The 12066-nt window shown below is 70.1% G+C and carries 10 protein-coding genes; 2 read left to right on the top strand and 8 right to left on the bottom strand.

The features are described from left to right. Positions 1 to 8: 8 nt before the first annotated feature. A complete protein-coding gene (locus ACQPYK_RS05650; RefSeq protein ID WP_433251279.1) occupies positions 9 to 1556 on the bottom strand; it encodes a hypothetical protein in 1548 nt (515 codons plus the stop codon). A gap of 315 nt (positions 1557 to 1871) precedes the next feature. Here ACQPYK_RS05650 and ACQPYK_RS05645 point away from each other — a divergent pair, with 315 nt between their 5' ends. Continuing rightward, positions 1872 to 3017, top strand: coding sequence for an acyl-CoA dehydrogenase family protein (locus ACQPYK_RS05645; RefSeq protein WP_433251276.1), 1146 nt, complete (start codon positions 1872 to 1874; stop codon positions 3015 to 3017). A gap of 172 nt (positions 3018 to 3189) precedes the next feature. Here ACQPYK_RS05645 and ACQPYK_RS05640 read toward each other — a convergent pair whose 3' ends face one another. Together ACQPYK_RS05640 and ACQPYK_RS05635 are read right to left on the bottom strand one after the other, a co-directional pair. Beyond that, positions 3190 to 3750, bottom strand: a complete 561-nt coding sequence (locus ACQPYK_RS05640) for a hypothetical protein (protein ID WP_433251273.1) — start codon at positions 3748 to 3750, stop codon at positions 3190 to 3192. Positions 3751 to 3927: 177 nt separating this feature from the next. After that, positions 3928 to 4824 carry a helix-turn-helix transcriptional regulator gene (locus ACQPYK_RS05635; RefSeq protein WP_433251270.1) on the bottom strand — a complete coding sequence of 299 codons (897 nt, stop codon included), beginning with the start codon at positions 4822 to 4824 and terminating at the stop codon, positions 3928 to 3930. A gap of 102 nt (positions 4825 to 4926) precedes the next feature. Between ACQPYK_RS05635 and ACQPYK_RS05630 the strand changes: the two genes are divergently transcribed. Continuing rightward, complete coding sequence (locus ACQPYK_RS05630; protein ID WP_433251267.1) at positions 4927 to 5937, top strand: aldo/keto reductase; 1011 nt, start codon at positions 4927 to 4929, stop codon at positions 5935 to 5937. A 17-nt stretch (positions 5938 to 5954) separates the two neighbouring features. Here ACQPYK_RS05630 and ACQPYK_RS05625 read toward each other — a convergent pair whose 3' ends face one another. The 5 genes from ACQPYK_RS05625 to pdxH form a co-directional block, all read right to left on the bottom strand. Next, the gene (locus ACQPYK_RS05625; RefSeq protein ID WP_433251264.1) at positions 5955 to 6728 is read right to left on the bottom strand and encodes an alpha/beta fold hydrolase; all 774 of its coding nucleotides are present in this window, start codon (positions 6726 to 6728) and stop codon (positions 5955 to 5957) included. Between the two features lie 153 nt (positions 6729 to 6881). Continuing rightward, positions 6882 to 9110, bottom strand: a complete 2229-nt coding sequence (locus tag ACQPYK_RS05620; protein WP_433251261.1) for a SpoIIE family protein phosphatase — start codon at positions 9108 to 9110, stop codon at positions 6882 to 6884. 120 nt (positions 9111 to 9230) lie between these two features. Then, complete coding sequence (locus ACQPYK_RS05615; protein WP_433251258.1) at positions 9231 to 9935, bottom strand: iron dependent repressor, metal binding and dimerization domain protein; 705 nt, start codon at positions 9933 to 9935, stop codon at positions 9231 to 9233. Positions 9936 to 10092: 157 nt separating this feature from the next. Beyond that, a complete protein-coding gene (locus tag ACQPYK_RS05610; RefSeq protein WP_433251255.1) occupies positions 10093 to 11340 on the bottom strand; it encodes an MFS transporter in 1248 nt (415 codons plus the stop codon). Between the two features lie 59 nt (positions 11341 to 11399). Beyond that, positions 11400 to 12053 (bottom strand): pyridoxamine 5'-phosphate oxidase, encoded by a 654-nt coding sequence (pdxH, locus tag ACQPYK_RS05605; RefSeq protein ID WP_433251252.1) that lies wholly within the window; start codon positions 12051 to 12053, stop codon positions 11400 to 11402. Positions 12054 to 12066 lie beyond the last annotated feature (13 nt).

The following is a 12066-nucleotide window of genomic DNA, read 5'->3' as shown; positions in this document are numbered from 1 at the left end:
CTCCCTGCCTAGCTTCGGCCGCGCACGTGCGCCGCCCGCCGCCTCTTCAGTGCCACTCCGCCCCACGCGCTTCCGGCGACCATGACGGCTCCGGCTCCGATCAACCCAGCGCCCGAGGAGGACCTGTCAGGCGCCTCGCCCGTCTGCGCACCGCCCGAGGGCGTCACGATGACCTGCGGGGTGGTCGGCGTCGCCCGGGTGGGGGTCACGGTGGCCGTGACGGTCAGGGTCGGCTTGGGCGTGCTCGTTTTTCCCTGCCCGGTGTTGGTCGGGGTGGGAGTCGGGGTCGGCGTGGGAGTCGGGGTGGTCGTCCTGCACGTCGGCGTGGGAGTGGGCGTGGGCGTCGGCGTGATGGTCGGCGTCGGCGTCGGCGTGCACGTCGGCGTGGGCGTCGGCGTGATGGTCGGCGTCGGCGTCGGCGTGCACGTCGGCGTCACCGTCGGCGTCGGCGTCGGCGTCGGCGTCGGCGTCGGCGTGATGGTCGGCCTCGGCGTGCACGTCGGCGTGATCGTCGGATTCGGCGTGGGAGTGCACGTCGGCGTGGGGGTCACCGTCGAGGTCGGGTTCGGGGTGCAGGTCGGGTTCGGGTGCTGGTTTCCCGTGTCCGTCGGGTTGGGGGACTGAGACCCGTTCGAGCCGTCCGAGATGGTGACGTTCACCGAAACCGGCGCGCTGACGAGCGAGCACGTGGCCCGATAGTCCTTCGGCGGGTTCGCCAGTTCCCTGGTGACCACCCGGAAGGCGTCAAGCTGCGCCCACTTGCCGCCGTCCAGATTCACGACCTCGATGGTGTGGCTGCCGTAGCTGAGGCCGTGGAACTTCCACAGCGTCAGCCCGCCCTTGTGGGCGTCGTTCGTCGGCGTGCCGTCGACGTTCTTTGAGGCGTCGACGTAAGCGGGGGTGGCCGCCTGACCGTCGATCTTGAACCCGACCTTCCCCGCACCCTGGTCACGCTGAGCGATGTACTCGATCCCGGTGCCGGTGAACGTGAAGGAAGCCCAGGAGTTCACCTTGTTCGTGCGGTGGACGTCGTAGTGGTAGTCGTTGTTGTTCTGCGGCTGGTCGTCCAGACTCTCCCAGTCACCGGCCGCGTGGTAACCCACCCGCTGGTCGTCGTCGTTGACCATGACCTCACCGGCCGGCGGCGTGAAGTCGACGAACAACTTCTGCGGGGTGACCTTGACCGTCCCAGCCTTGTCGGTGTGGGCGAAGTCGGATATCCCGCTGGGCAGCTTCAGGATGCTGCCGGGCTGGAGCTGGCCGGGCTGGTCCACGGCTCCCACCGGCTTGAGAGTGCCGACCCAGCTGCCGGAGAGCTGCACGTTCCCGGTGACCGTGACCTTGCCTCCGGGGGCGAAGTAATCAGGTGAGCCGAATCTGGAGGCATCCTTGTAGTTGAGCGCCCAGCCGATGTTGAGCGGGTCACCGACCGAGAGCGTCGTGGGGATCGACACCTTGGTCCGGAGGTTCACCGCGCCGCTACCGGCGATCCCGGTGGTGCAGCTGTAGTCGACCACGAGCTCGGCGGTGTTCGCGCCGGCCGGTTCGGATGCCATCGCGACCAGCGCACCGCTCATCAACCCGAGGACTGAAACCGCGACAGTCCCGCGGAGTCCCGCTCCCCACCGCACCACTGGTCACTCCGATTCACCGGGATCTGGTCGCAAAACTGGTCATCTAACCACAACTAGGCCCGGATCGTACCGTCCTACGATCTCCTGCCGCAGGAGTACGACAAGACCCCCGGGGGACTGTGGCGGACTTGTGACCTGCCGATGCGGGAACAAGAGCCTCACGAGCACGATGGAACGGGTGTACCTGGAAGTAACAGAATCGTATTCTGTTCCACGGAGCACCCAAGGAGGCAGTCAATGCAGCGAGACCTCTTCGAGGAGGAGCATCTGCTCTTCCGCGAGACCGTGCGCGAGTTCCTGGCCCGGGAGGTCGTGCCCCATCACGACCGGTGGGAGAAGGACGGCATCGTTCCCCGCGAAGTGTGGAAGAAGGCCGGCGAGCTCGGGATGTTCGGCTTCGGAGTGCCGGAGGAGTACGGCGGGGCGGGGATCACCGACTTCCGCTACAACGCCGTGATCGTCGAGGAGGTCATCAGGATCGGCGCGTCCGGCCTGGGCTACTCGCTGCACAACGACGTGATGGCACCGTACTTCGTGGACCTCACCAACGACGAGCAGAAGGCCCGCTGGCTGCCGGGGTTCGTCAGCGGCGAGCTGATCACCGCCATCGGGATGACCGAACCCGGCGCGGGCAGCGACCTGCAGGGCATCAGGACGACCGCGGTGCGCGAGGGCGACCACTACGTCGTCAACGGCCAGAAGACCTTCATCACCAACGGCATCAACTCCGACCTGGTCGTCGTGGTCGCCAAGACCGACCCGGCCGCGGGCGCCCGCGGGACCTCCCTGCTCGTCGTCGAACGGGGCATGGAGGGCTTCAGCCGGGGCCGCAACCTGGAGAAGATCGGCATGCACGCCCAGGACACCGCGGAGCTGTTCTTCGAGAACGTCCGGGTGCCCGCGGCCAACCTGCTCGGCGAGGAGGAGGGCCAGGGCTTCTACCAGCTCATGGGCAACCTTCCACAGGAGCGGCTGTCGATCGCCGTCATGGCCGTGGCCGCGGCCGAGACCGTCCTGCAGCTGACCATCGAATACTGCAAGAGCCGCAAGGCCTTCGGCCGCAACCTCGGCAGCTTCCAGAACACCCGTTTCGTCCTGGCGGAGCTGGACACCGAGGTCGAGATCGCCCGCCACTACGTGGACAAGTGCATCCGGGCCCTCAACGCCAAGGAGCTCAGCGTCGTGGACGCCGCCAAGGCCAAGTGGTGGACCACCGAGCTGCAGACCAAGGTCATCGACCGCTGCCTCCAGCTGCACGGCGGTTACGGCTACATGATGGAGTATCCCGTCGCCAAGGCCTGGGTCGACAGCCGCGTCCAGACCATCTACGGCGGCACCACCGAGATCATGAAAGAGATCATCGGCCGCTCGTTCGGCTTCTGACCACCCCCGAACGGCCTCGGCACCGGCTTCTGACCGCCCCTCGAACGGCCTCGGCACCGGTTTCCGACCGGCCCCTGAACGGCCTCGGCACCGGTTTCCGACGCCCCACGACGGAACCCGCCGCGTCCTCAGGTGGACGCGGCGGTCTCCTCGTGAACGCCCTGACCGCCCGTCACTCCCCGACGATCTCCTCGATCCGCTCGGCCACCCCGTCCTTGATGGTCACCTTGCCGTAGAAGGTGTTGCCCGCCTTGAGCGCCTTCTCCAACTGCGCGGCGTTGCACCGGTGCGGAAGCTCGCCTTCCTTGCAGACGCCGCCCTGGACGTCGAGCACGAGGGTGAACGGCGTGAGCATCGCCTCCCGCTTCTCCCCCTTCTCGGGCTTCACCGTGATCGAGCCGGCCTTCAGCCGTTTGACCTCCCCCAGCACCACCGCGTCGAGCCCTCTCAGCCCCGGAACGCTCGGCGACGCCGTCGCGGCCGGGGACACGGGCGCCTGAGGCGTCGCGGACTCGGTGGCGGGTCCGTCAGTGGGCCCGTCAGTGGGCCCGGACGCGGGTGCAGAGGTGGGCTCCGAAACGGACGCGGTAGGCGTCGCCGAGGCGGCGGAGGTCTCCCCTCCCCCCGAGCAGGCGGAGAGGCCGGCGGCGAAGACGGCCAGTAGCAGAATGCGCGTCACCTTCGGGGACTTCAGGGCCTTCGGGGACTTAAGGGGCTTCACGGATCTGTTCACGATCCGCAACGATGCCACGGAACACGGCGTCGCGCTCAATCGCCGCAAGATCGGCGCGGGGGACGCATACTGGTCAGCGAAGGCTCCCCAGAGGCGGTGTTGATGGACAGCGGACTGATCCTGCTGATCTTCCTGGCGTTGCTGTTCGCCTGGGGTCTCAACCGGGTCCGGCGCGCGCTACGGCTCGGCCCGGTCGCCTACGCGGGCGTCGTGGTCGTGTTCGTCCTGGTCATGCTCGCGCTGTGGGGACAGACGTTCCGGTAGGGTCCAGCTCGCCAGCAGCCGCAGCGCCGCCTCCGACTCCGAGCCCGGCTCGGCGGAGTAGGCGATCAGCGCCTGGTCCTCCACGCCGGCCACCGCGAGCGTCTGGAAGTGCAGGGTGAGCTCGCCCACCAGCGGATGGCGAAACCTCTTGGTCCCGTCGGTCTTCTCCCGCACGTTGTGATCGGCCCACCAGCGCCGAAACAGCTCGCTCTTCATCGTCAGCTCGCCGACCAGCGCGGCCAGCCCGGGGTCGTCGGGGTGCCCGGCCGCCTTGAGCCGCAGATAGGCGACCGTCGATCGGGCCTTCTCCTCCCAGTCCACGAAGATCTCCTTGGTCCGGGCGTCCAGGAAGCACATGCGCCCCCAGTCCCGCCGGTCCTCGGGCAGCGCGCCGAAGTCGAGCATCAGCGCCGAGGCCAGGCGGTTCCAGGCCAGCATGCGCGTCCGGTGGTCGATCACGTAGGCCGGCACGCCCTCCATCGCGTCGAGCAGGAAACGCATCGGCGGCCGCACCTCCTGCCGGGTGCGCCGCCTCGGCCGGGTGGGGCGGGCCAGGCTGAACAGGTAGGTCCGCTCGTCGTCGTCCAGCCGCAGGACCCTGGCGATCGCCGCGAGCACCTCCTCGGACACTCCCCCGCCACGGCCCTGCTCCAGGCGCATGTAGTAGTCGGCGCTCATGCCCGCGAGCTGGGCGAGCTCCTCCCTGCGCAGGCCGGGCACCCGGCGCCGCCCGCCGTATGTCCGCAGGTCCACGTCCTCGGGCCGAACGCGCGCGCGCCGGGATTTCAGGAATTCGCCCAGTTCGTTCATGCCTCAAGTATCCGCCGGGCGGTCCGGCGGAACCTGGCCCTGTCGTTCCTAGGCTGCGCGCGGCACTGGGTACGGCCGGCGCCCTCTCGCAAACTCGGTGACATGAACATCGCGGACATGAACATCAGCAAGGTCGGTTTCGGAGCCTGGGCCATCGGCGGTTCCGGCTGGCGCTACACCTGGGGGGCGACCGACGACGACGCCTCGGTCGCGGCGATCCACCGGGCCGTGGAGAGCGGGGTCGACTGGATCGACACCGCCGCCGTCTACGGCCTGGGCCACTCGGAGGAGGTCGTCGGCAGGGCGCTGGCGGGTCTGGCGGACAAGCCCTACGTCTTCACCAAGGCCGGGCTGGTCTGGGACCCGGACAACCCGTCGGCCGCGCCGTACCGGACCATGAAGCAGGTCCGGCGGGAGGTCGAGGACTCCCTGCGGCGACTCGGGGTGGAGCGGATCGACCTGTACCAGGTGCACTGGCCCGACACCGGCGCGTCCCTGGAGTGGAGCGGAGGGGACGGGAACGCGGCGTCGGCGCCTACCCCGCTGGAGGAGTACTGGCAGGTCATGGCCGACCTGAAGCGGGAGGGCAAGGTCCGTGCCATCGGCCTGTCCAACCACGGCCCCGAGCTGCTTGAGATCGCCGAGGGCATCGCGCACGTCGACGCGATCCAGCCGGGGTTCTCCGCGCTCAACCGGTCGGCGGCGCCGGAGATCGCCTGGGCCCGGGAGCACGGGACCGCGGTGATCGCCTACTCGCCGATGCAGTCGGGCCTGCTCACCGGCGCGTTCTCCCGGGAGCGGGTGGCCGCCCTGCCCGCGGACGACTGGCGCCGCACCCACCCGGACTTCACCACGGGCCTCGACGCCAACCTCGCGGTCGCCGAGGCCCTACGGTCCATGGCGGATCGGCACGGCGTCTCGACGGCCGCGGCGGCCATCGCCTGGGCTCTCGCCTGGCCGGGAGTGACCGGGGCCATCGTCGGAGCCCGCACGCCCGCTCAGATCGACGGCTGGACCGGAGCCGGGGATCTCGCCCTCACCCCGGACGACCTCGCCGAGGTGGCCGAGACGCTGCGCCGCACCGGAGCGGGCCAGGGCCCCGTCGCACCCTGAAAATCCCGCACTCCCGGTTACCGGGACCCCTCCAGCAGCACCCCGGCGACCAGCTCGGGATCGTCGCTCATCGGCAGGTGCCCGCAGCCCTTGAGCAGCTTCACCCGCTGGCCCGACCACCTGGCGGCCCGTACGGCCTGGCGCCGCAGCAGCAGCCGGTCGTGCTCGCCCCAGGCGATCGTGATCGGCGCCTTGGGCGGGGCCGGAGGCATCATCCAGGTGAAGGAGTCGAGGGTGTCGTCGAACCCCGGGGCGTCGGCGAGCGCCTGGGTGGCCGCGAGCAGCGCCTCGGCGGAGAGCCTGGCGGGGTGGGCCACCATCATTCCCGCCGTGGCCATCCGCCCCAGCGGGCTCCCCGCGACGGCCGCGGCCCGCTCCGGCGGCATGGAGCGGGCCGCGGCCCTGGTCGCCCGGAGCGCGGCCCGCGCGTAGACGAGCTCACTCCGGCTCCAGAATCCGGCCGGGGACAGCGCGGTGGCCGTGCGGACCGCGCCCCGCGAGGCGAGCTCCAGGGCGACGTAACCGCCCAGGGAGTTGCCGGCCACGTGGGGCTCGTGCAGACCGAGCATCGCGCAGAACGACTCGATCGCGTCGGCGAGGGTCTCCGCCGTGTACGGCGTGCCGGGCGGCAGCGGCGGTGAGACGCCGAAGCCGGGAAAGTCCACGGCGATGACGTCCCGCTCGGCGGCGAGCCGGTCGAGCACGGGCAGCCATGCCTGCCAGTGGTGCCCGATACCGTGCAGCAGGACCAGGGAGGGTCCGGCGCCGCGCCGTTCGAAGGCCAGTTCCATGCTCCCGAGTCAAGCACCGATCAGGAGCATCTCCTAGTGCCGCCGTGCTCCGAGCCGTACCCCCGGGGCACGGTCCGCGATCTCGCGCTCCCGATCACGCCTCGGACCGGCCGTGTCCCCACCACCGCGGCACCGCCCCGGCCACCACCGTCCTCAGCGGGACTTGGTGGGAATCTCGAACCAGACGGCCTTGCCCTCCTTGGTGGGGCGTGAGCCCCAGCGCTTGGCGAGCTGGTCGACGAGATACAGGCCCCGGCCGCCCTCGTCGTTCTCCCCTGCGCTGCGGATGCGCGGAAGGCGCAGGTCCTGGTCGAAGACCTCCACCCAGACCGACTCCCGGCCCCGGCGGAGCCGGAGGGTGAACTCCTTCTCGTTGACGATCTCGTCCTCGAAGCCCGGCACGTCGTCCCAGGTCTCGTCGAACGGTATCGGGGCGTCCAGCACCAGCTCGCGGCGCGGGATGCTGGCGGTGGCGGCGTGCAGCACCACGTTCGTCACCACCTCCGAGACCAGCAGGCAGGCGAGCTCGGCCCGCTCCTCGGGGACGCTCCAGCCGGTGAACGCCTCGGCCGCCATGCGGCGGGCCTCGCCCACCATGATCGGCTGGGCCGGGAACGTGCGCTCCTCGACCTCAAGGTCGTTGGGGGCGGACCTGACCACCAGGATGGCCATGTCGTCGTCGATCTCCCCGGGCACCGCGACCGTCGCGGCGTCCGCGATGCGTTCGACCGAGGCCTCGGAGATCTCGATGAGCTTGCCGCACAGCAGCGCGAGGGTCTCCTCGTCGCTGGGCGGCCTGCCGTCGGCGTCGCGGATCGGACGGCGGTCCACGAGACCGTCGGTGTAGAGCAGCAGCGCGGCCCCCGGGGGCAGCGTCCGCGTCTCCTCCTTGTAGACCAGGTCGGCGTGGACGCCCTTGGCGCGGACGCCGAGCGGCTGGCCGACCTCCTTGATGTCGAGCTCGGTGCAGGCGCCGTCGTTGAGCAGCAGCGGCGGGGCGTGACCGGCGTTGGCGAACGACAGCTGCCGCGACCAGGCGTCGTAAACGAGGTATTGGCAGGTGACGATGGGCGGGACGCTGATGTCCTCGCCGCTGTCGTCCCGCTCGGGGGTGGCGATGATGCGCGTCCACTCGTCGAGCCGGGCGAGGATCTCCGCGGGCGGCTTGTCGTCCTGGGCGAAGGCCCGCAGCGCGGCCCGCAGCTGCCCCATGACCGCGGCGGCCTTGGCGCCGCGGCCCTCGACGTCGCCGATGACGATGCCGACCCGGCCCGCCGACAGCGGGATGACGTCGTACCAGTCGCCGCCGACCTGGGTCTGGATGCCCTGGCCGTGCGAGGCGAGCGGCGCCGCCGGGTAGTAGCGGACCGCGATCTCCAGCCCGTCGAGCTCGGGCAGCGGCGCGGGGGGCAGCAGGTATTTCTGAAAGGACTCGGCGGTGTGCCGCTCCTCCTCGAACAGCAGCGCGTTGTCCACGGCCAGCGCGACCCGGGTGGCGATGGCGCCCACGAAGTCGCGGTCGAAGGCGTCGTAGTGCGGGCTGCGCCGGTCGGTCAGGTTCGACAGGCCCAGGTACATCAGCCCGAGGACCTCGCCCCGCACGCACAGCGGCGCCACGATGGCCGAGGTCATCCCGATCTCGGCGGCCAGACGGGTGTTGGCCTCGCCGGGACTGGGATAGTTGGTCTGGGAGAAGTCTTCGACCAGGATCGTCTCCTGGCGGCGCAGCGCGATGTCGGCGTAGTGTCCCGCCGGGTAGCGGATCTCCGCGCCGAGCGGCGCCCAGGTGTTGGGCGGCGGGCTCCAGCCCTGGACGTGGGTGGAGACCCGCCGGGTGAGCCGCTGGCCCTCCATCAGCTCGATGAAGCAGTGGTCGGCGAACTGCGGGACGAGCATCTCGGCGACGCGCTTGAGCGTCTCCTCGACGTAGAGGGAGCCGGCGAGCCGCTCGCCGATCCGCTCCAGCAGGCCGAAGCGGTCCTTCTCCCGCTCGTTGCTGCGCATCGCCTCGCGGGCGGTGATGACGATGCCCGTCACCGATCCGGAGGCGTGCCGCAGCGGCACGGCCTGGGCGCGGACGTAGACGATCGTCCCGTCACCGCGCCTGACGTCGAAGGTGCCCTCCCAGACACCGCCCTTGAGCACGTGTTTGGCGAGCTCGATGGCGAGTGGATGGTCCTTCTCCATGATCCCCAGGGAGAGCGACTGGTCGCGGGAACCCGGAACCCCGGGGCGGCCGAACAGCCGCTCCGCGAAGGGGTTCCAGTAGAGAAGGTTGCTGAATCTGTCGGTGACGACCACCGCCATCTCGGCGTGATCGAGGACGGAACCCGCCGAAAGGTGGTCGGCGGTGTCCTGTGTCACATCCCCCCACCGCTTCATCCGGTGACCACCCCTCGGGGACGGGTGTGCGCAAAGCGAACCACGGTTGCTCCTGCTGCAGTCTCGGCCGGGGAGTGAAGGGTCTCCCGAGGGGGATCCAACCAAGCAGAGGGGCCTTGGTCAGCGCGTGGAGACGAAAACGTGCGCGGCGATGTCTCGCGGAAGGTCCGCAAGAGTGTTCTCCGCTTCGTCGTCACCTGTCACCCGCACACCGTCGTCGCTCGCCGCGAGCGTTACCTCGCGTCCGGGTTGTATCCCAACTTGCTTGAGTTTAAGCATCACAGCCGGATCGCTTTGCACTTGTTCGCTAATTCGCCGCACCACAACGGGTATACCTCTGGGTCCGGCCATCGCGGCCATCGACGGCAGCGACTCCCAGCCGCCGCCCGCGACCCCCTCGACGCCCAGCTCCTCCAGCCCGGGGATGGGGTTGCCGTGCGGGTCCTCGGTGGGGTTGTTCAGCAGGGTGACCAGCCGTGCCTCCACCGATTCCGACATGACGTGCTCCCAGCGGCACGCCTCGATGTGCACCTCCTCCCAGGGCAGGCCGATGACCTGGGTGAGCAGGCATTCGGCCAGGCGGTGCTTGCGCATGACGCGCGTCGCGAGCGTGCGGCCCAGGTCGGTCATGGTCAGGTGCCGGTCGCCCTCGACCCGGACCAGGCCGTCGCGCTCCATGCGCGCGACCGTCTGACTGACGGTGGGACCACTCTGCTGAAGCCGCTCGGCGATTCGCGCACGCAGAGGGACGATCCCCTCTTCTTCCAACTCGAAGATCGTGCGGAGGTACATCTCCGTGGTGTCGATCAGGCCGTGTGCGGTCAAGGCTCCTCCCGTCCTATCTTGATGCCGTGTCCATCGCGCGAGGATGCCGTGGTGCTGCGCGGGACCGGAAAGTCTCAGACCTCGACCCTATTGTGAGATCCGCCCACGATGACAAAGGACGGCAACACCGGTACCCGCCGATTCCTTCCCGAGCCGCTCACGGCTCGCGCGTCACGGGCCGGTAGTCCCTGAACGCCGGTACGGCCAATCCCACCAGCACCACCGTCACCGCGCACGCGATCCCGCCGCCGACCCATGCCCCGGTGGCGCCGAACCAGGTCGCGGTGGCCCCCGCCCGCAGGTCCCCCAGCCGGGGCCCGCCGGCCACCACCACCATGAACACCCCCTGCATCCGGCCGCGCATGTCGTCGGGCGCGTGGGTCTGCAGGATCGTCTGCCGCCACACCGCGGAGACCAGGTCGGCGGCGCCGCCGAAGGCCAGCAGCGCGACCATCAGCCACAGTCGGCCCACGAGCCCGGCGGCGGCGACGCTGAGCCCCCAGGCCGCGATCACGAACGTGAGCGCCAGCCCCTGGTGCCGCACCCGGCCCACCCAGCCCGACATCAGACCGCCGAGCACCGAGCCGATGGCCATGCTGGCCGACAGCCAGCCGAACGCGATCAGCGAGCCGCCGAACCGCTCGGCCACGATCTCCGGAAACAGCGCCCTGGGCAGTGCGAACGCCATGGCGATGATGTCCACGACGAACGACATCATCACGACCGGATGCCCGGCGACGTAGCTGAGGCCGTCCACGACCGAGCGCAGGCCGGGGCGGGTCACCTCGCCGACCGGTTTGAGCTGCGGCAGCCGTACGGCGGCGTAGAAGCCGGCGCCGAACAGCAGCGCGTCGATCAGGTAGGCGGCGGCGAATCCGCCCTGGGCGAGCACGATCCCGCCGACCAGCGGGCCGACGACGGTGCCGACGGCGCCGGCCAGGAAGTTGAGCGTGTTGGCGGCCGGGACGAGCTCGGTCGGGACCAGCCTGGGGATGATCGCGCCCCTGGTCGGCCCGGTGATGGCGAACCCGGTGGCGTGCACCGCCACGGTCGCCAGCAGCAGGCCGACGCTCGTCGACTTCATGGCGGCCTGGACCAGCAGCGCGAGCGTGGCGGTCCAGGCGACCAGTGCGCCGACCAGGAGCAGCCTGCGCCGGTCCACCGCGTCGGCGACGGCCCCACCCCACAGCCCGAAGACCACCAGGGGGACCAGGTTGGCCGGGCCGAGCATGCCGACCCAGAACGACGACTCGGTGATGTCGTAGATCTGGGCGCTGACCGCCACCGAGGTGAGCTGGAAGCCGATGAACGACACCCCCTGACCGGCCCACAGCCGCCGGTAGGCGGGCACGCTCAGGGGGCGGATGTCCACCGCGAGCCGACGTACAAGATCCCCGAACTCCACGCTGCCCCCTCTACCTGCCCGACATATGGGGATATATCAGTAAAGGGCGGGCAATGAAGTCAGGGGGCCAGGCGCTCGACCACCCAGGAGGCGCCCGAACGCCGGTAGCGGAGGCGGTCGTGCATGCGGTCGAGCTGGCCCTGCCAGAACTCCACCTCCGCGGGCACGACCCGGAACCCGCCCCAGAAGTCCGGCACGGGCGGATCCTCCGGCCAGCGCTCGGTGAGCTCCGTGTAACGCGTCTCCAGCTCCTCCCTGGAGTGCACGACCGCCGACTGCCGGGACGCCCAGGCCCCGATGCGCGAGCCGTAGGGGCGCGACCTGAAGTAGGCGGCCGACTCCTCGCGCGACAGCCGTACCACCGGGCCCTCCACCCGCACCTGGCGGCGGATGGCGTGCCAGGGGAACAGCAGGCCGGCCCGGGGGTTCTCGGTGAGGTCACGGCCCTTGCGCGACTCATAGTTGGTGTAGAAGACGAACCCGTTCTCGTCGTAGCCCTTGAGCAACACGGTCCTGGCCGTCGGCCGCCCGCCCGCGGAGGAGGTGGCCACCACCATCGCGTTCGGTTCGGGAAGCCCGGCGTCCAGCGCTTCGCCGAACCAGACGGCGAACTGCGAAACGGGATCGGGTTCGAGGTCGGCCTCCAGTAAAGGCAGGCCCTGATAGGTACGGCGAAGCCCCGCCAGCGATGGCGGGCGCGATGTGGCGTCCACGGGAAGGTATTCT

Origin of the sequence: Streptosporangium sp. CA-135522 (assembly GCF_050949235.1) — a bacterium.
In the GTDB taxonomy this organism is placed as follows: Bacteria; Actinomycetota; Actinomycetes; order Streptosporangiales; family Streptosporangiaceae; genus Streptosporangium.
Note: the sequence above shows the minus strand (reverse complement) of the source record. Positions and strands in the feature narration are given on the sequence as shown.

Bases quoted from the DNA above. Each gene is read 5' to 3' on its own strand.
- ACQPYK_RS05645 (WP_433251276.1), top strand. From the start codon at position 1,872: ATGCAGCGAGACCTCTTCGAGGAGGAGCATCTGCTCTTCCGCGAGACC.
- ACQPYK_RS05625 (WP_433251264.1), bottom strand. From the start codon at position 6,728: ATGGAACTGGCCTTCGAACGGCGCGGCGCCGGACCCTCCCTGGTCCTG.
- ACQPYK_RS05630 (WP_433251267.1), top strand. From the start codon at position 4,927: ATGAACATCGCGGACATGAACATCAGCAAGGTCGGTTTCGGAGCCTGG.
- ACQPYK_RS05620 (WP_433251261.1), bottom strand. From the start codon at position 9,110: ATGAAGCGGTGGGGGGATGTGACACAGGACACCGCCGACCACCTTTCG.
- ACQPYK_RS05650 (WP_433251279.1), bottom strand. From the start codon at position 1,556: ATGGCATCCGAACCGGCCGGCGCGAACACCGCCGAGCTCGTGGTCGAC.
- ACQPYK_RS05635 (WP_433251270.1), bottom strand. From the start codon at position 4,824: ATGAACGAACTGGGCGAATTCCTGAAATCCCGGCGCGCGCGCGTTCGG.